Raw genomic sequence first — 18,064 nt, forward strand, 5'->3', positions numbered from 1 at the left:
ATGCAGGCTGTCCTGTTTTGTCCTGAGGGAATGAGACTACCTTGCGTCGTGTGTTAAGTCTGTTGGCCCTGCTTGCAGCGGGGATATGTGGTCTTGGTGTCAATGGGGCGTCTATTGCAGCGGAAAGCCCTGCTGTCGTCTCAGCCAATGATACGACAACTCTGGTTACTGACCGTGATTCCATCGGTCCGGACCAGTCATTGCGTGTTGGGTTGAGGCTGCAACTTAAACCGGGCTGGCACACATACTGGATTAACCCCGGAGATGCCGGGGACACTCCGACGCTGGATGTAACGGCGCAGGGCGGGGCAACTGGCAAGACTTCGGACATCCACTGGCCGATGCCAGTTCGCCTGAGCGAAGGCGGTCTCATGTCCTACGCCTATGTCGGAGATGTGCTGCTTCCAGCCAGTCTGACCTTAAAAGGGACTGGCGGGACCACACTTCATGCACATGCAGAATGGCTTGTTTGTGCCGAAGTCTGCATTCCTGAAAGCGGTGATTTTTCGCTGACACTGCCTGCGTCTTCCGGTCCCGCTCCTGAAGGCGCTCAGGCTGGCCTGTTTCAGGCCGCAGACGCGAAAATGCCGATTCTGTCTCCCTTCAAGGCGCATGTTTCTGCAGAGGGTATCCTGACGCTTGAAGGCAGAGGACTGTCCTCTACAGCAGTTTCGGAAGCCTGGTTTCTGCCGGAAGAAGGCGGCCTGATTGATCAGGTTGCTCCGCAGCCGCTGAACGTTGGCAAAGACGAGCTTTCTCTTCATCTGAAGTTTCTGAAAACTGCTCATCGGGATGCGCCGCTTAAGGGGCTGGTCGTGTTGAAAGATGAGGCTGGTCAGGAAAGCCCTATCCAAATTTCTGCTGAACAGACGGTGGGTCCAACCAAGGTAGAAGATGCCGCAGCGGCGCCCGCACCAGCTTCCGCAGACGCCGTACCAACGGGTGCTGGTTGGCTCCGTGTGATGCTGTTCGCTTTTGTCGGCGGTCTGATCCTCAATCTTATGCCTTGTGTTTTTCCAGTTCTGGCCATGAAAGCCTTGTCATTGGCGAAGATGGGCGGTGTGGGGCGACGTGTGCAGTTGCAGAGTGCACTGTTTTACACGTTGGGCGTTACGGGAGCCTTCGCAGTTCTTGGTCTTCTGATGATCGGACTGCGCCTTGCCGGATCTTCAGCTGGATGGGGCTTCCAGTTCCAATCAGCGGGATTTGTGGTTGGTGTGTGCTGGCTGCTGTTTGGCATGGCTCTGAACTTGCTTGGCGTCTTTGAAATCAGTGCGGGGCGGTTAGGTCAGTTGCATCCACACGGTGCAGGCCATGCTGGCGACATGATGACGGGACTATTGGCTGTCATAGTCGCAACGCCTTGCACGGCTCCGTTTATGGGAGTCGCCATTGCAGGAGCTTTGGGTGGCCCCGCTGTGATGGGGCTGCTGGTCTTTCTTTCCATGGGGCTTGGGCTGGCAGCTCCTTATGTGCTGGTGGCAAGTGTTCCCGGTCTGGCGTCGCGGATGCCAAAGCCAGGAGCATGGATGGGTGTGTTGAAGCAGGCCTTGGCCTTCCCACTTCTGGCAACCTGCGTATGGTTGCTGTGGGTGGCGACGATTGAGCGCGGTGTGAATTTCGTAGTCGTGGCAGGCGGCGGTCTTGTGTTGCTGGGCTTTGCGGCCTGGATCTACAGCATAGGACAGCATCGCGCGATGCGGGAAGGTGGACGGGGTACGGTTCTGTTCTGCCGTGTTGTAGCTGTTCTGTGCATGGTCGTGTGTGGGGCAGGCTTGTCCCGTAGTCTTACCAAACCGGTATCTGCAACAGCGACGTCTCCTGCCACTTCAGCTGACAATCAAATACAGTCGTTTTCAAGTGAGAAGCTGGCAGACCTTCGGGCAAAGGGAGAGCCGGTTTTTGTCGATATGACGGCGTCCTGGTGTATCACCTGCATGGTGAATGAACGGGTGGCGCTCGATGTGGACTCTGTCCGTAAGGCGTTCAGTGTGCGGCATGTCGCTTATCTCAAGGGCGACTGGACCAACAGGGACGCAGGAATTTCCGCTTACCTGAAAGCTCACGGGCGCGATGGCGTCCCTCTCTATGTTTATTATCCGCCGCATGGATCGGAAGTTGTATTGCCGCAGATACTGACGCCAGGTCTGGTTCTGGGAATTATTGGGCACTAAGTGCCCAGCTCGCTCTGATACAAAAACCCAGCTTCACATGTGAAGCTGGTTTTTTTTTGTCGGACTAGTCTTAACGATTTGTATGCTGCGGATCATCCTGTGGGTTCACGTAGGTCATGGTAAATGGGCCTGTTCCCGAAACCTGCACAATGGCGCCTTGTGTCCCAGCTTTGAGTGCGTGCGGAACATTAGGAGGAAGATGAACAAACCCTCCGGCTGTCAGGACTTTTTCATCGTTCGCTGTGATGCTCTCGCCGATGTAATGATGCACACTGCCCGCCAGAACCGTGAGCATTTCATCCATATTGTGCGTATGGGGCGGAATGGTTGACCCTGCGGGCATCATGACGCGCATGGTGAAGGGACCGGGCTTGTCCGAGGCTCCGTACAGGAAGGACATGCGTGTTCCACTCGGGAACATGGGAGGCGCGGCTTTCCAGGCAACATTCTCTCCGCCCTGAACAATACGGATGTCAGTGGCCGTCTGGGCGAGGGCGCCACTTCCCAACAGACAGCAGATGAGGGCGCTGGCAGAAAATATCCTGAGAAAAGACATTGGATTGTCCTTAGATGTTCTGGCTTATGCCTGCCCTTCCTAACGCGGTGTAGAGTTTGTCGTTCAGCATGCTGCTTCCGAAGTTATGTCTCTGTTGGATGCAAGAAGGTTTTCTCCACTTCTGCAATCACCAGTCTTGCTGCTCCGGAAAGCTGCCGAGCCTGATCCACGCATAGAGCCAGGGTCAGCGGGGAAACATCCCTGTTTGAAATGGGGACGAAAGCCAGTTCACCACTGAGAATTTCCTTCATGGCATCAAGCCGACTCAGGATTCCCAGCCCGACACCTTCCAGGACGAGTGACTTTATCATCTGGATATTATCGGAGGATGCTGCAGGCTGGACGCTGACATTGCTGTCAATTTCCAGAATTTCAATCTGTCGCTGTAGTGCGAGAGGTTGTTGGGGCATGACCATTGGGTATTCGGCACAGGTGCTGAAACGAGCATCCTTGTTTTTGGCTATCGGATGGTCGGGAAGGCAGACGAAACCCAAGGGGTAATCGATATGAGTGCGGACGAGCAGGCCGCGGGCCTGTGTCGGATTCAGGAGGAGCGCAAAATCAACATCTCCACTGATGAGCGCCTGCTGAATGGCAGCGTTATCCAGCACATGGGTGCAAATGGTAATGCCAGGATGGCTTTTCCGCAGGTCTTTCAGAATGCGGGGGAGAAATCCTGTGGTCAGGGCATCGGGCAGGGCTATGTCCACCTGTCCCCGTCTCAATCCGCGCATGTCTTCAAGCTGGGTGCGGACTTCCTGCATTTCCCGCGTCCACTGCTTGCCTTTGGTATAAAGGAGTTCGCCTGCGGCTGTCAGACGCAGGCCGCTGGGCAGGCGCTCAAAGAGCGGAGTGCCGAGAGCTTCCTCACCATGCAGGATCTGGCGGTCGATGGCAGATGCCGCAATCCGTAGATGTTCGGAGGCTTTCCGGATCGAGCCATATTGGGCAACGGACAGGAAGTAGCGAAGGAAGCGGGAGAAAACCGGCATGGGATACGCTCTTTTTTCGAGAACGGCAGGGACGTTTTTCTGAGATATACGAGAATGCCCCTCTATGAAACACTTCAGAGAGGCAGGTTAATCCTGTCATTTTGACACAGGAAGAAACTCTGGTCATTTCTTATGAAAGACCACGATCCTGTGCCTGTTCTTTAGGATAAGATGCTCATGACACGTTCCCCTTCCCCGACTGACGGCCTGGCCACCCTTTCGGCGCAGGTTCATGAGGATCTTGCGAAGATCAGGTACGCGACTGGAAACTGGAATATTCCGGTTCAGAAAGACGGTGAAGATGTTCTGGATGTTGCCATTATTGGCGGCGGACAAGGTGGACTGACAGCCTGTTTCGGACTGCGCCGTCAGGGCGTGACGAATACGCAAATTTTTGAGCGCGCTGCAAAGGGTGGAGAGGGCCCGTGGGTCACGTTTGCCCGGATGATCACGTTGCGGACGCCGAAGCATGTGACGGGGCCGGATCTGGGTGTTCCCAATCTGACGCCGCAGTCTTGGTATGAAGCGCGGTATGGCAAGGAAGCCTGGCAATCGCTCGACAAGATCTCACGGCATGACTGGCAGTCCTATCTGGATTGGGTGCGTGATACGCTCGAACTGCCGGTCGTCAACGACCAGGAACTGGTTCATGTGGAATGGAAAGACGGCCTTCTGCGTCTGACATTCCGAAATGCTGCTGGTGTCGAGACAAAGCGCTGGGCGCGCCGGATGGTTCTGGCTACGGGAATTGATGGTGGTGGAGCCTGGTTCGTCCCCCCATTCATTTCGGAGAACCTTCCAAAGTCGGTTTATGCCCACACGCACGAAGATATTGATTTTGCAGCCCTGAAGGGTAAGCGGATTGGTGTTCTGGGCGCGGGCGCATCTGCTTTTGATAATGCTGCCACTGCGCTGGAATCCGGTGTAGGGCGTGTAGATTTGTGTCTGCGTCGTACAAAAATTCCGGCTATCAATCCGTATCGCTGGATGGAAAACGCGGGCTTTCTCGCACATTTTTCAGAACTGCCGGACCTGACCCGCTGGCGCTTCATGCGCTGCATCTACAATCTGAACCAGCCGCCGCCGCAGGATACGTTCTGGCGTTGCCGCAAGCATGAGAACTTTGCGTTCCATCCTGGTACGCCATGGAATTCTGCGCGTATGGATGGCGATGAGATTGTGGTCGAAACGCCCAATGGCGAGATGCGCTTTGACTTCCTGATTATTGGTACGGGTTTCTCGATTGATCTGAAGCACCGTCCGGAAACGCAGGATTTTGCGGACTCCGTCATGCTGTGGAGTGACCATTTCACGGCGCCAGAAGGGGAGGAGAGCATGCTTCTGTCCAGCCATCCGTATCTGGGGCAGCGCTTTCAGTTCCTGCCGAAAGATCCGTCCGATCCAAAGGCACCGATGCTGGCGGCAATCTACAATTTCACGTTTGCGTCCATGCCCAGCATGGGTCTTTCAGGGGCGTCCATCAGTGGCATGCGTTTTGGCGTTGAGAAACTGACGCGCGGTATTGCGCGTGATCTGTTCGTTGAGGATGGCGAGAAGCATCTGGAAAGCCTGCTGTCTTACGACACGGAAGAACTGATCAGCCTTGATCCGCCAACGGTTTGAGGGGGAGCAGCACAGATGAGCACCAACACCTATCCCCGTGATATGATCGGCTATGGCCGGACGCCCCCTGATCCAAAATGGCCGAATGGTGCACGGATCGCGGTCCAGTTTGTCATCAACTATGAAGAAGGCGCGGAAAACTCGGTTCTGCATGGAGATGCGGGGTCGGAGGCTTTTCTGTCTGAAATGGTCGGGACGAAGTCCATCATTGGTGCACGCTGTGCGCAAATGGAAAGCCTTTACGAGTACGGTAGTCGTGCGGGTTTCTGGCGTTTGCATCGTCTGTTTGAAAAGGCTGGCATGACCACAACCGTGTTCGGTGTGGCCAAAGCCTTGGCGCGCAACCTGGATGCCGTAGCCGCCATGAAGGAAAGCGGCTGGGAAATTGCCACGCACGGTCTGCGCTGGATTGATTATCAGGACTTCCCGGAAGACGTGGAGCGCGAGCATATCCGTGAGGCAATTGCGCTTCATACGGAAGTGGTCGGGGAGCGCCCGTTGGGGTGGTATCAGGGCCGCACCAGCCCGAACACGGCCCGTCTGGTCGTGGAAGAAGGCGGCTTTATTTACGATGCTGATTCTTATGCGGATGACTTGCCGTATTACGATCGTACCCGTGGCAAACCGCAGTTGATCGTGCCTTACACGCTTGATGCCAATGACATGAAGTTTGCGGCGCTCAACGGTTTTACCGAGGGCGAGCAGTTCTTCCGGTATCTGCGGGATACGTTCGACATGCTGTATGCGGAAGGGGGGCGTATGATGTCCATCGGGCTTCATTGCCGTCTGGCGGGTAAGCCTGCGCGTGCGCTGGCGCTTCAGCGTTTTCTGGAGCATGCGGCGTCCCATGAGGATGTCTGGGTGGCATCCCGGCTTGATATTGCGCGGCACTGGATGAGTGTGCATCCGGCATGAAGATTTCCGATGTGAATGCCATGACGCCGGATGTTTTCGTCCAGACGTTTGGCGGACTTTACGAACATTCGCCTTGGGTTGCTGAGGGGGCTCTGGCAGCGCGGCCATTCGCTGGCGCAGAGGCCATGCTTGCGACATTTTCTGCTGTTGTGCGGGATGCGGGCGAGGAGGCTCAGTTGGCATTGGTTCGGGCGCATCCTGAGCTTGGGCATCGCGCGGGAATTGATCCGGATCTGACCGCGGAGTCCGCATCCGAGCAGGCTTCTGCCGGGCTGGATCGTCTGACGCCTGCGGAATATGAACGGTTCAAGACGCTGAATGCGGCCTATGGGACAGCTTTTTCCATGCCGTTTGTGATCTGCGTGCGTAAAGTCGCGGCCCCCGGGCAGGTGGCCAAGACGGTCATCATGGATGAAATGGAACGTCGTCTGGGCGGGACGCCCGAGGCGGAGCTGAACGAAGCCCTCTCGCAGATTGATGCGATTGCAGGGCTAAGACTGAAAGATCTGGTGACATCATGAGCTCATTATCCACACATATTCTGGATACGGTCTCGGGCCGCCCGGCGGCTGGGGTGTCTTTCCGACTTTTTCAGGAAGATGCTGTTCTTTTCGAAGGCGTGACGGACCACGATGGGCGTTGCCCCGCTTTGCGGGAAATCCCGCTGGAACGTGGAACCTATCGTCTGGAATTCGAGATTGGTGCGTATTTCCGGGCGGCGGGGCATGTGCTGTCTGATCCGCCTTTTCTGGATGTTGTGCCGATTGTGTTCGGCCTGGGTGAGGGCACGCATGCGCATGTTCCGCTGCTGGCGGCGCCTTATGGATATTCCACATATCGTGGAAGCTGAGACCTGATGGCGTCTGACACTTCTGTGGTTCATCCGGTTGATGAGAAGCTCTCGCTCTGGCGGCTGGGGGCTTATGGCTTCCAGCATATTTTGGCGTTCTATTCAGCGGCGGTGATTGTCCCGATTCTTGTGGCAGGGGCTTTGCACCTCCCACAGGAAACGCTGATTCATCTGATTGATGCAGATCTGTTCACTTGTGGGATTGCGTCCCTGTTGCAGGCTGTTGGTTTTGGACCGGTAGGGGTTCGTTTGCCGCTTCTGCAAGGGGTGACGTTTACGGCGGTAGGTCCGATGATTGCTATCGGGTCGGCGGTAGGGGGCGGAACGCCAGGTCTGCTATCGATCTATGGATCAGTCATTATCGCAGGGATTGTGACCCTGCTTCTGGCGCCGCATTTCGCGAAACTTGTGCGGTTTTTCCCGCCTGTCGTGACAGGCTCCATCATTCTTGTGATTGGTCTGGCACTCTTACCTGTTGCGGCTAACGACATTGTTTCCGGGCACGGACCGGGACTTGTGCAGGATCAAGTGCCTTTGCGAAGCCTGTGTTACGGGCTGGGAACGCTGGCAAGTATTCTGGTTGTGCAGCGCCTGTTTCGGGGGTTTATTGCGACTATCGCCGTGCTGATTGGGCTGTGTGTCGGTACGATGGCTGCCTGGCTTTTGGGTGATGCACATTTTGATGGCGTTGCTTCCGCGCCGCTTGTGTCACTCACACAGCCCTTTTTCTTTGGGACACCCACTTTCCACGTGGTTCCGATCCTGTCGATGGTGATCGTAATGATTATCACCATGGTCGAGACAATCGGCAATGTGTACGCGACGGGGGAAATTGTCGGGAAGACCATCACGCGGGAAGACATTGCGCGCACGTTGCGGGCAGATGGCATTGCAACGCTGCTCGGCGGTGTCTTTAATTCTTTCCCCTATACCTGCTTTGCTGAAAATGTCGGTCTTGTGCGCATGACTGGAGTGAAAAGCCGTTGGGTGGTGGCGTCTGCGGCTGTCATCATGATGATGCTCGGATGTCTGCCAAAGCTCGGGGCGATTGTGGCGGCGGTTCCGTTACCCGTTCTGGGTGGTGCCGCGCTGGCGATGTTTGCCACAGTTGCTGTTGTCGGTGTTCAGACGCTGACGCGAGTGGACTTCAATCGGCAGAGTAATGTCATCATTGTTGGAACAAGCATCGGCCTTGGAATGCTGGCGACGGCGCAGCCTCATATCTCGGATACGTTCCCGATGTGGGCGCAGATTGTCTTTGGAAGCGGTATTACCTTAGGGGCATTGTCCGCCATTTTCCTGCATCTGCTATTCAATGTCCGTCGGACACTGGCAGTTGATCCAGAAGCGGACATCGTCGTGGCCGATCTGCCCGATGAACGGATTCTGATGGGCCTGTCTGTAGACGCTGAAGACCCTATAGTCGAAGGGCCACAGCGTCGGTTCGGCTGAGGGGCTGCAGGCGAGATATCAATTCCGGCTGTGGACCTTCTGACCGGCGACATATGTGGCCTCGATGCTACGATCATCACCCAGCATGGTCAGGGCAAACAGGAGGTCAGACAGGGTCTCTGCCGTCTGGGTACGAATTTTTCCGAGAGGTGTCGCAGTAGGATCGAAGATGCAGAGATCTGCATGCAGGCCGGGTCTGATCGCGCCGATATGATCCTCAAGCCCTAAAGACTGAGCTCCTCCTACAGTCGCTAACCAGAGACCTTGAGCTGGGTGAAGTTTTGTACCCAGGCCTTGAGCGACCTTGTATCCGTCCGAAAGAACCTGAAGCAGGGAGAGGGATGGCCCAGCGCCCACATCGCTGCCGATGCCGATTTTAACACGTCGTTCAGGCTTCAAAGCGTTGAACAGGGGAAACGATCCACTACCCAGGAACTGGTTTGAACCAGGGCAGTGTGCGATGGAGCAGCCTGTATCATGGCAGCGCTGGAAATCTTCTTCCTGTGCGTGCACAGCGTGAGCCAGAATGGCGCGAGGGCGCAGAAGGCCGGACTTGTCATACACGTCCAGATAGGATGAACGGTTAGGAAAGAGTTCCTTGACCCATTCGATCTCAGACCGGTTCTCGAGCAGGTGCGTCTGCATGAAGAGGTCGGAGCGGGTAGCAAGGAGAGATCCAGCCAAATCCAGTTGTTCGGGTGTGCTGGTAGGGGCAAAGCGTGGCGTGACTGCATAAAGCTGCCGTCCGCGACCATGCCAGCGTTCGATAAGGGCGGCAGACTGATCGTAGCCTGTCTGGGCAGTGTCTCGCAGGTTGTCAGGCGCATTTCGGTCCATCAGGACCTTCCCTGCGATCATGCAGGTATTGAGACGTTCTGATTCCTCAAAAAAAGCATCGACGGATTCCGGGTGAACCGTGCAGTACACGGCGGCTGTTGTTGTGCCGACGCGGAGGAGCTCCTTTAGGAAGCTGCGGGCAATTTGGCGTGCATAAGTGATATCGGCGTAGCGGGCCTCAGCAGGGAAAACGTAAGTTTCCAGCCATTCCAGGAGTTGTTCCCCATACGAGGCAATCACCGGAAGCTGAGGATAATGGACGTGGGTATCGATCATTCCTGCTGAAATCAGCCGGTCTGGATAATGATCTACGGCAGTGCCTTCAGGGATCTGATCTTTCAGATCGTCCCATGCTCCGGCGGCGGTAATGATGCCATCTTTGCATAGAATCAGGCCATCCGGCTGATGCGTTACAGCAGCCATGGGATCGACCGTGAACGGGTCTGCGTGGAAAGTCAGGAAGGGGCCGCGGATGGCAGTATGGTCTGTCATGATCTTTCCGGTATCGCACAGCATTTCCGACCAGGGAACGATCTCTGGTGGATAGGTGAAAGTTTCTTTTAATGTCCAAGGGTCGTTAGTCTATTTTAACCTTGGCACTGTTTTGTGGCAGAGTGGGCAGCGTCTCTTTATCAAGAGATGGATGCAGATTTGAAAATGGTTTTCAACTTTCAGTATTGAGCCTGCTTTTGTGGGTGCGGTGGGGACGGTTCTCTGTCTCTGTACGGCCTGCGGGGACGGTTTGGAGACGCTTCTACTTATGTCTGATGTGACCTCTGTTTCTTCCCAGCTTGCAGAAACTGTAACACCTGCCTCAGGCCTTCCGCAGGAGAGTACTTTACCCGCTGATGGAAGTGTTGTGCAGAAGGAGGACGAGAAGAGCCCCTATCTGGCCATTCCGGCTGTTCCAGTTGTCGAAGGGGGGCAGGGTGTCCGCTTTGACTTCAATGATGGTGCCCGCGTCATGGTGCCGGATATCGCTCCGGAGTTGGGGCAGTGGCATGTCAGGCTTTCAGATTATTCGACGGGAAATATTCTTTTCGATGCCCGGCTCAAGGGCGGGATGGTTTCATCCACCAAGAAGTACTTTGTTCCATTCCGGATTGATGTCTGGCTGGAAAAGCCTGACGGAACACGGGAGGATATTCTGCATCATGAACTTTCTCTGAATGGAAAACCTGTTCTGGTGCAGCTTCCTGTTGGAACTCTGGGAGACACGATTGCCTGGCTGCCCGCTGCTATTCGCTTGGCCCAGCAAACGGGAGCGAAAGTGTCCTGCTCGGTTGCAGATGTGATTCTGCCACTGGTGAAAGAAGCCAATCCGGATATTACTCTGGTTAGTCACGATGAAGCTCAGGCAAACAAGACGTTCACGTCCGGATTCTACGCCTCGTATAATATAGGCCTGTTTTTCACGGATACCGAGCTGACACATCAGCCAACAGACTTCCGGCATGTGGGTCTGCACCGCACCGCAGCTTATATTCTAGGTGTTGATCCCTGGAACGATAACCCGCCTGGCATTACAATTCAGGATGGGGATACGCCTCCTATTGAGGGGCCATATGTCGTGATTGCGACGCAGGCGAGTACTCAGTGCAAATACTGGAATAATCCAGCTGGGTGGCAGGAGGTTATTGGCTTTCTGAAGTCTGCTGGGTATCGCGTGATCTGCATTGATCAGAAAACGTTCCATGGAACAGGATATGTCTACAATCACATTCCCCATGGTGCAGAAGACGAGACTGGCAGCCGTCCGTTGTCAGAACGTGCGCGTTGGCTGAAGCATGCCAGTTTCTTCATTGGCCTCTCCAGTGGTCTGGCTTGGCTGGCGCATGCAGCTGGGACACCTGTCGTCATGATTTCCGGCTTCACGCATCCGGACAATGAATTTTTCACGCCCTATCGCATCATCAACTGGCACACCTGCAATTCGTGCTGGAACGACCCGAGGCATCAGTTCGATCACAAGGATTTCTTCTGGTGCCCCCGCCACAAGGGAACGGAGCGGCAGTTTGAATGCACGCGTCTGATTACTGGATCGCAGGTCATTCAGACGGTGCGTCGCGTGATCAAGGATCGTGGACTACCTCTCGCAGAGGCAGCAACCGCGTCAGTCGCCTGAGGCCCAGGTTCAGGAGTTTTCTGGAATTGAAGGCGCGAGCCTGATATTGGCGGGGCATATTGTCACCTGATCGTGGGTTTGCCTGCGGTCGCAGAGCTGGATGGTTGCCCTGTGTCTGATGCTCTTCTGCCGATCCGTATCGTCGCGCTTTACAACTTCACGCCGTTTGAAGACATCGTTGCGTTGCGCGGGCCTTTGCAGGAGGTCTGCGACCGCGAAGGCATCAAAGGTATTCTGCTTCTGGCGCCAGAGGGCATTAACGGAACGATCGCTGGTTCAGACGAAGGCATGGAACGGGTGCTGGAGCATATTCGGGCGATGCCCGGATGTGAGGAACTGGAGATCAAGGAATCTCGTGCGCCGGAAATGCCCTTCCGCCGCATGAAGGTGCGTCTCAAAAAAGAGATCGTCACCATGGGACAGCCTAATATCGATCCTCGCAAGGATGTTGGTCAGTATCTGGCACCAGATGAATGGAATGCTCTGATTTCTGATCCGGATACGATCGTGATTGATACCCGGAATGACTACGAAGTCGCGATCGGGACTTTCAAGGGGGCTGAAGATCCCAAAACACGCTCATTCCGGGAGTTTCCAGAATGGTTTCGGAACCGACGCAAGGAGCTTGAGGCCAAAGGTCGAGTTCCAAAGATTGCCATGTTCTGCACAGGCGGAATTCGCTGTGAGAAGTCCACGTCTTTTGTGAAGGCAGAGGGATTGGACGAAGTTTACCATCTCAAAGGCGGTATTCTGAAATATCTGGAGACTGTTCCAGAGGAAGAAAGCCTTTGGGAAGGGGAATGTTTCGTCTTCGACCAGCGTGTTTCCGTGAAGCATGGTCTGGAAATTGGCAGCTACGATGTCTGTCACGCCTGCCGTCGTCCGGTCAGCGAGAAAGACAAGGCTTCTCCGATGTTCGTACAAGGCGTTTCCTGCCCCCATTGTCATAATGAACGCACTGAGGAGCAGCGGCAGCGATACGCTGCCCGTGAGCTACAGGAGAAGCTGGCGCGCCAGCGCGGGAAAGAGCATCTCGGTACTCAGCAGAAATAACTGTCGCCCAGTTAGCCGGTAATTTTTCTCAGAAGGGAGCAAATGGATTGTTCTGGGAGGATGATCTGGACCGCTGAGCGCTGATAATTGCTCTAATCCGGCTGCCGTCTCGTATGTGGATTGTTGCCGTGGGGTTTGCACCAGCATACCCGATTGGAAAGGGTACGGCTGCGTTTTTTGCAATTACTGTTCTGGTGTCGCCTGTCGAGGGGCTGAATTTCTGGCTCCCGATCACTGTGGTCCGTAAGGCATTGGGGCAACGGCCTTTGACACCTTTTTGTAGCTTGATCTGCGTAACGTCCTTTGTTGTCCTGAAGAGCTAAGCTCTTCAGGACTTGAGGAATCAGGCTTTGGTTTTGTTGCGGGAGCCTGAGGGGCGGCCACGAGATTTCTTGTCCACCGCTATTTTTGCCTTAGGCAGTTTTGTCGTTTTGGCTGGGGCTCGCTCCGCCTTTTGGGGCAAGCTGGCGGCAATCATCGCCTGAGTGATTCTTTTGCCTGTGGGCTCACGGTGCTGCCTGACACCGGGCGCATCCAGAAGGGGGGCCAAGAAGCGGCCAGTGTGGCTTGCTTTGCAGGCAGCAATGTCTTCCGGTGTTCCTGCGGCTACGATCTTGCCGCCACCATCACCGCCTTCTGGTCCGATATCGATCAGCCAGTCTGCTGTCTTGATGACCTCCAGATTATGCTCGATCACCAAAATGGTGTTGCCCTGATCGACCAGCGTATGCAGCACTTCCAGCAGCTTACGGACGTCTTCAGTGTGCAGGCCGGTGGTGGGCTCATCAAGAATGTAGAGCGTGCGACCCGTAGCCCGTTTGGCGAGTTCCTTGGACAGTTTGACGCGCTGGGCTTCACCGCCTGAAAGCGTGGTTGCCTGTTGGCCCAGGGCGACATAGCCAAGACCAACCTGCTGGAGAATGGCGAGGCGGTCCCGAATTCTGGGCGCAGCCTGAAAGAACGGCAACGCCTCGTCCACAGTCATGGCAAGTACATCAGCGATGGAATTGCCACGGAACTTCACTTCCAGCGTTTCACGATTGTACCGCGCGCCTTTGCAGGTGTCACAGGTGACAAAGACGTCAGGCAGGAAGTGCATTTCGATTTTCAGGACGCCATCGCCCTGACAGGCTTCGCAGCGGCCGCCCTTTACATTGAAGGAGAAGCGGCCTGGTTTGTAACCGCGTGCCTTGGATTCCGGGAGTTCGGCAAACCAGTCCCGGATAGGGGCGAACAGGTCCGTGTAGGTGGCGGGGTTGGAACGGGGTGTACGCCCAATTGGAGACTGATCGATTTCGATGATTTTATCGAGGTTCTCTACGCCTTCCAGTCGGTCATAAGGGAGTGGAGACTGGCTCGATTTCATGAGCTGCCGGGACAGTGCTTTGTAAAGGGTATCTACGACCAGGGTAGACTTGCCGCCGCCTGATACACCGGTGACCGCAATAAAGGTTCCCAGTGGGAAATCCACGGTCAGATCCTTGAGATTGTTTCCCTTGGCTCCAACCAATGTGAGTGTTTTGTCCGAGGTGCGTCGATTTTCCGGAACTGGAATAAACTTCCGACCCGAAAGATAGGCACCGGTCAGGCTTTCTTTATTCTTGGCTACTTCCGCAGGTGTCCCGATGGCGATGACGTTTCCGCCCCGCGTGCCAGCACCAGGCCCCATATCGATAAGGTAATCAGCAGCGCGGATGGCATCTTCGTCATGTTCGACGACGATGACGGTATTTCCAAGGCGCTTGAGACGCTCCAGTGTGCCGAGAAGACGCTCGTTGTCGCGCTGATGCAGGCCGATGGAAGGCTCATCCAGCACATACAGAACGCCTGTCAGACCCGAGCCAATCTGGGACGCCAGCCGGATACGCTGGCTTTCACCGCCAGAAAGTGTGGCGGATCCGCGGGAAAGCGTGAGGTAGTCCAAGCCTACGTCATCGAGGAAGTGCAGGCGATCCGTGATTTCGCGAAGAATGCGGCGCGCGATTTCCGCACGTTGTGGGGTGAGGGTAACCTCAACACCGGAAAACCAGTCCAGTGCCTTCCGGATCTGCATATCTGACGCTTCGGCGATGTTCAGGTCATTGACCTTTACGCAGAGGGCTTCAGGTTTCAGGCGTGCGCCATGGCAGGTGTGGCAGGGTTTTTCTGACTGATAGCGCGACAGTTCCTCGCGTACCCACATGCTGTCTGTCTGTGCCATGCGCCGGCGCAGGTTTTTGAGCACGCCTTCAAAGGGCTTCGTAACGGTATGGACCTTGCTGCCATCACGATACGGAATGGCGATGGCCTCTTTGGAGCCGTACAGGATCAAATCCCTGGTTTCGGCTTTCAGGTCTCGCCATGGCGTGTTCATGGTGTCCCCGCAATGGCGGGCAAGGGCTGCAAGAGTCTGGTCATACCAGTCCGTGCTGGCACCACTCCAAGGGGCAATCACACCTTCAGAAAGTGTCAGCGTATCGTCACTGACAATCAGGTTCTCGTCAAAATGGGTTTCCGTACCGATACCATCACAGGTAGGACAGGCGCCCATCGGGGCATTGAAGGAGAACAGACGGGGCTCGATCTCCTCAATCGTAAAACCTGAAACAGGGCAGGCGAAACGTGAGGAGAAAACGATGTGGGCGGGGGCAGCTGTTTTTCCCGCACGCCTGACTTCTTCCGTGTAGGCGAGACCGTCGGAGAGTTCGAGGGCTGTCTCAAAGCTGTCCGCCAACCGGGATTCGAGATCAGGTTTGACGACAATCCGGTCCACCACGACTTCGACATTGTGGCGGGTCTTGCGATTGAGTTCGGGGGCTTCGGCAATTTCGTAAAGCTCACCGTCAATTTTGACGCGCGTGAAGCCCTTGCGAGCCAGGTCTGCCAGTTCGCGTTTGCAATCCCCTTTACGGTCCCGGACGACCGGCGCCAGTAGCATGAGGCGCGTGCCTTCAGGAAGCGCCATGACGCGATCTACCATTTGGCTGACCGTCTGGGCTTCAATAGGAAGGCCGGTTGCGGGTGAATAAGGAACACCCACGCGCGCCCAGAGAAGGCGCATGTAGTCATGGATTTCCGTGATGGTGCCGACGGTGGAGCGGGGGTTCTTTGAGGTCGTTTTTTGTTCGATCGAGATGGCCGGGGAGAGACCCTCAATGGAGTCCACATCCGGCTTGCCCATCAGTTCAAGGAACTGGCGGGCGTAAGCGGAAAGACTTTCCACATATCGGCGCTGACCTTCGGCATAGATCGTATCGAAGGCGAGAGACGACTTTCCGGAGCCGGAGAGGCCCGTGATGATCGTCAGGGAGTCACGGGGAATCGTGACATCGATATTCTTGAGATTGTGGGCGCGGGCACCACGGACACGGATCGAATGATTGTCTGGAAAGCTCACGAAAACCCCGGAATGTGCAGAAAAGCGATTGTTAAAAATCGGAACGCGCCTGAACGGCGCTGGATCAATTATAGATGGGCGTTTAGGATCATATGAAAAGAACAATTCGAGAAAATTGGTTGGTACGGAATGGCAGGCAGCGTCAATAAGGTGATTCTGGTCGGAAATCTGGGCAAGGACCCGGAAGTCCGGAACACGCAGTCAGGCGGGAAGGTTGTCAATCTGACGATCGCCACGTCTGAAACATGGAACGACCGTCAGTCCGGTGAGCGCCGCGAGCGTACGGAATGGCATCGCGTCGTCATTTTCAATGATCGCCTGGGCGATGTGGCTGAGCGTTTTCTGCGCAAGGGGCGCAAGGTTTACCTCGAAGGTGAACTGCGGACCCGTAAGTGGACCGACCAGTCCGGCCAAGAGCGTTACACGACGGAAGTGACGATCGATCGCTTCCGTGGTGAGTTGGTGCTCCTCGACAGTAACCGTAGTGGCGGTGATGAAGGCGGTGGCTTCGACGGTGGTGGTTCGTCCTACGGTGGTGGAAGCAACAACGGCGGCGGCTTTGGTGGTGGAAGCCGGAGTGGTGGCAGTGAAGGTGGCTTTGGCGGCGGCTCTCGTAGTAGCGGTGGTAGCGCAGGTGGCGCGTCGGGCAGTCGTGGCGGTGGCTGGGATGCTCCGCCAGATAACGATCTGGATGATGAAATCCCGTTTTAAGGGATTTTCCGGAGAACCGGGCTGGCAGTGTCAGTCCGGTTTTTTTATGCGCGAAAGGCCGGTTTTTAGAGCGACAGATGAAAGAACTGGTTGAACTTAGAAGCCTGATAGTCAGCGAAAGGTTCGCCGAGTTGAAAGCCGCGGGCTTTGTAGAGCTTTAGTGCGGGTTCGAAAGAGGAATTCTGGCCGGTTTCAAGGCTAAGCTTTTTCAGGCCCAGAGAGCGTGCTCTGTGAATGAGATGATCCAGAAGAGTGCTGGCGATGCCCTGTCTTAAAAAATCCGGATGAGTACGCATGGATTTGAGTTCACCGTCCTGAGCACTCAATCGTTTTAGCGCACCAATGCCAGCAACGTGGCCCCGGTGGTGGACAGTCCAGACCTCGATATCAGATGAGGTGAGAGCAGCCAGATCCAAGGCGAAGACGTGTCCAGCAGGGGTATTTTCGTGCATTCCGGCAAGGTGAAGGGTCAAAAGGTCGCATGTTTCTTGGTCGGCAAAGTCTGCTGGGCGGAGAATGTGGTTCGGGTTCATAAGGTGGAATCCGGAGTGGCCGTGCTTTTGGACAGAATGACGAGTTTATAGCCCGCATGAGCTGTCGGGATGAACGTTGTTTGATCGTAGTGGAGAAGGCCTTGTGTTGGATGTTGAAAGCTCCGGTGCCCTCCTTCTCTGGGGAGGACGCCTTGGTCTTCCCAGAAACGGTTAAATTCCGGACTTTCTCTCTGAAGGGTTGAGACAAGTGTCTGAAAAGGTTCGGTACGGGCAATAGAAACTGTATCGGCTCGAAATTCGGCCAGAAGCCGCTGGGCGCGGGGTAGCCAGTCCGTAAGGAAAATTCGGGCATTGGGGTTCAGAAAAACATAGCGCAGCTGATTGGTCTCTGAGCTGTTCAGCCAGACATCGAAAAGAATTTTGGCTGCGGAATTTGCGCTCAGAACATTCCACAAGGGATCGAGCAAATAAGCGGGGCTGGAGATCTGTTCTGGGAGGCTAAGAAGTGTGGCTGGTGCAGTTGGCGCAGTGTGATCCCGCTGAGGGTCTCGCAGTTCTGCCAAAGTGAAAAGGTAGCGTCTTTCCGTCGTGGACAGTTTCAAAGCCGCGGCAATGCGCGACAGTGTGGCGGATGAGCATGAGACGTCGCGTCCCTGTTCCAGCCACGTGTACCATGTCGTGCTGATCCCGCAGAGTTGAGCTGTTTCCTCGCGGCGCAGTCCTGGGGTGCGTCTGCGTCGTAATGGAATCAGCAATCCTGCTTCTGACGGAGAAAGCCTTTCGCGGTGCGTGCGAAGAAACAGACCAAGAGTTTTACGGCTGGACGTAGGCATGGTGCAATTTATACCATGATAAAATAGGATCTTATACCTGATTGCTTGTTGTCTGATGATGATCTCCAAGGGA

The 18,064-nt window shown here is 55.4% G+C and carries 15 protein-coding genes; 9 read left to right on the forward strand and 6 right to left on the reverse strand.

Annotated features, from left to right (window positions below; genetic code table 11):
* Positions 1 to 50: 50 nt before the first annotated feature.
* Entirely contained in the window at positions 51 to 2,174 is a 2,124-nt protein-coding gene (locus ABF979_RS02950) for a protein-disulfide reductase DsbD family protein (protein ID WP_415557698.1), read from the forward strand.
* Positions 2,175 to 2,244: 70 nt separating this feature from the next.
* Here the strand turns inward: ABF979_RS02950 and ABF979_RS02955 are convergent, their stop codons facing one another.
* Both ABF979_RS02955 and ABF979_RS02960 read right to left on the reverse strand, forming a co-directional pair.
* Positions 2,245 to 2,730, reverse strand: a complete 486-nt coding sequence (locus ABF979_RS02955) for a cupin domain-containing protein (RefSeq protein WP_202206981.1) — start codon at positions 2,728 to 2,730, stop codon at positions 2,245 to 2,247.
* Positions 2,731 to 2,813: 83 nt separating this feature from the next.
* Positions 2,814 to 3,722 (reverse strand): LysR family transcriptional regulator, encoded by a 909-nt coding sequence (locus tag ABF979_RS02960; RefSeq protein WP_215749824.1) that lies wholly within the window; start codon positions 3,720 to 3,722, stop codon positions 2,814 to 2,816.
* 171 nt (positions 3,723 to 3,893) lie between these two features.
* Between ABF979_RS02960 and ABF979_RS02965 the strand changes: the two genes are divergently transcribed.
* From ABF979_RS02965 to ABF979_RS02985, 5 genes are read left to right on the forward strand one after another with little or no spacing between them, the layout of a single operon-like run.
* Positions 3,894 to 5,345 (forward strand): SidA/IucD/PvdA family monooxygenase, encoded by a 1,452-nt coding sequence (locus ABF979_RS02965; protein WP_215749826.1) that lies wholly within the window; start codon positions 3,894 to 3,896, stop codon positions 5,343 to 5,345.
* 15 nt (positions 5,346 to 5,360) lie between these two features.
* A complete protein-coding gene (puuE, locus tag ABF979_RS02970) occupies positions 5,361 to 6,260 on the forward strand; it encodes an allantoinase PuuE (protein ID WP_415557641.1) in 900 nt (299 codons plus the stop codon).
* Complete coding sequence (gene uraD, locus ABF979_RS02975) at positions 6,257 to 6,781, forward strand: 2-oxo-4-hydroxy-4-carboxy-5-ureidoimidazoline decarboxylase (RefSeq protein WP_415557642.1); 525 nt, start codon at positions 6,257 to 6,259, stop codon at positions 6,779 to 6,781. The genes puuE and uraD overlap by 4 nt, the downstream gene beginning before the upstream one ends.
* Positions 6,778 to 7,110: a hydroxyisourate hydrolase gene (uraH, locus tag ABF979_RS02980; RefSeq protein WP_062503751.1), complete on the forward strand. Its 333-nt coding sequence runs from the start codon at positions 6,778 to 6,780 to the stop codon at positions 7,108 to 7,110. The genes uraD and uraH overlap by 4 nt, the downstream gene beginning before the upstream one ends.
* 6 nt (positions 7,111 to 7,116) lie before the next feature.
* Positions 7,117 to 8,562 carry a nucleobase:cation symporter-2 family protein gene (locus tag ABF979_RS02985; protein ID WP_415557643.1) on the forward strand — a complete coding sequence of 482 codons (1,446 nt, stop codon included), beginning with the start codon at positions 7,117 to 7,119 and terminating at the stop codon, positions 8,560 to 8,562.
* Between the two features lie 18 nt (positions 8,563 to 8,580).
* Here ABF979_RS02985 and guaD read toward each other — a convergent pair whose 3' ends face one another.
* A complete protein-coding gene (gene guaD, locus ABF979_RS02990) occupies positions 8,581 to 9,891 on the reverse strand; it encodes a guanine deaminase (protein WP_415557644.1) in 1,311 nt (436 codons plus the stop codon).
* 268 nt (positions 9,892 to 10,159) lie between these two features.
* On the opposite strand from guaD, the gene ABF979_RS02995 reads away from it, so the two are divergent.
* Both ABF979_RS02995 and ABF979_RS03000 read left to right on the forward strand, forming a co-directional pair.
* Positions 10,160 to 11,524, forward strand: coding sequence for an autotransporter strand-loop-strand O-heptosyltransferase (locus tag ABF979_RS02995; protein WP_415557645.1), 1,365 nt, complete (start codon positions 10,160 to 10,162; stop codon positions 11,522 to 11,524).
* Positions 11,525 to 11,635: 111 nt separating this feature from the next.
* Positions 11,636 to 12,577, forward strand: coding sequence for a rhodanese-related sulfurtransferase (locus ABF979_RS03000; protein ID WP_415557646.1), 942 nt, complete (start codon positions 11,636 to 11,638; stop codon positions 12,575 to 12,577).
* A gap of 343 nt (positions 12,578 to 12,920) precedes the next feature.
* Here the strand turns inward: ABF979_RS03000 and uvrA are convergent, their stop codons facing one another.
* A complete protein-coding gene (gene uvrA, locus ABF979_RS03005) occupies positions 12,921 to 15,953 on the reverse strand; it encodes an excinuclease ABC subunit UvrA (RefSeq protein ID WP_415557647.1) in 3,033 nt (1,010 codons plus the stop codon).
* A gap of 129 nt (positions 15,954 to 16,082) precedes the next feature.
* Between uvrA and ssb the strand changes: the two genes are divergently transcribed.
* Positions 16,083 to 16,664 (forward strand): single-stranded DNA-binding protein, encoded by a 582-nt coding sequence (gene ssb / locus ABF979_RS03010; protein ID WP_202206991.1) that lies wholly within the window; start codon positions 16,083 to 16,085, stop codon positions 16,662 to 16,664.
* Between the two features lie 65 nt (positions 16,665 to 16,729).
* Here ssb and ABF979_RS03015 read toward each other — a convergent pair whose 3' ends face one another.
* Both ABF979_RS03015 and ABF979_RS03020 read right to left on the reverse strand, forming a co-directional pair.
* Positions 16,730 to 17,197 carry a GNAT family N-acetyltransferase gene (locus tag ABF979_RS03015; RefSeq protein WP_415557648.1) on the reverse strand — a complete coding sequence of 156 codons (468 nt, stop codon included), beginning with the start codon at positions 17,195 to 17,197 and terminating at the stop codon, positions 16,730 to 16,732.
* A complete protein-coding gene (locus ABF979_RS03020) occupies positions 17,194 to 17,991 on the reverse strand; it encodes a helix-turn-helix transcriptional regulator (protein WP_415557650.1) in 798 nt (265 codons plus the stop codon). Before ABF979_RS03020 ends, ABF979_RS03015 begins: the two co-directional genes overlap by 4 nt.
* Positions 17,992 to 18,064: the final 73 nt, after the last annotated feature.

The sequence above is a fragment of the Gluconobacter sp. genome, from assembly GCF_047723935.1.
Lineage (GTDB): Bacteria > Pseudomonadota > Alphaproteobacteria > Acetobacterales > Acetobacteraceae > Gluconobacter.

Coding starts and splice junctions, on each gene's coding strand:
- ABF979_RS02995 (WP_415557645.1), top strand. CDS start 10,160: ATGTCTGATGTGACCTCTGTTTCTTCCCAGCTTGCAGAAACTGTAACA.
- ABF979_RS02965 (WP_215749826.1), top strand. CDS start 3,894: ATGCTCATGACACGTTCCCCTTCCCCGACTGACGGCCTGGCCACCCTT.
- ABF979_RS02960 (WP_215749824.1), bottom strand. CDS start 3,722: ATGCCGGTTTTCTCCCGCTTCCTTCGCTACTTCCTGTCCGTTGCCCAA.
- ABF979_RS03015 (WP_415557648.1), bottom strand. CDS start 17,197: ATGAACCCGAACCACATTCTCCGCCCAGCAGACTTTGCCGACCAAGAA.
- ssb (WP_202206991.1), top strand. CDS start 16,083: ATGGCAGGCAGCGTCAATAAGGTGATTCTGGTCGGAAATCTGGGCAAG.
- puuE (WP_415557641.1), top strand. CDS start 5,361: ATGAGCACCAACACCTATCCCCGTGATATGATCGGCTATGGCCGGACG.
- ABF979_RS03020 (WP_415557650.1), bottom strand. CDS start 17,991: ATGCCTACGTCCAGCCGTAAAACTCTTGGTCTGTTTCTTCGCACGCAC.
- ABF979_RS02955 (WP_202206981.1), bottom strand. CDS start 2,730: ATGTCTTTTCTCAGGATATTTTCTGCCAGCGCCCTCATCTGCTGTCTG.
- ABF979_RS02985 (WP_415557643.1), top strand. CDS start 7,117: ATGGCGTCTGACACTTCTGTGGTTCATCCGGTTGATGAGAAGCTCTCG.
- uraH (WP_062503751.1), top strand. CDS start 6,778: ATGAGCTCATTATCCACACATATTCTGGATACGGTCTCGGGCCGCCCG.
- uraD (WP_415557642.1), top strand. CDS start 6,257: ATGAAGATTTCCGATGTGAATGCCATGACGCCGGATGTTTTCGTCCAG.
- guaD (WP_415557644.1), bottom strand. CDS start 9,891: ATGACAGACCATACTGCCATCCGCGGCCCCTTCCTGACTTTCCACGCA.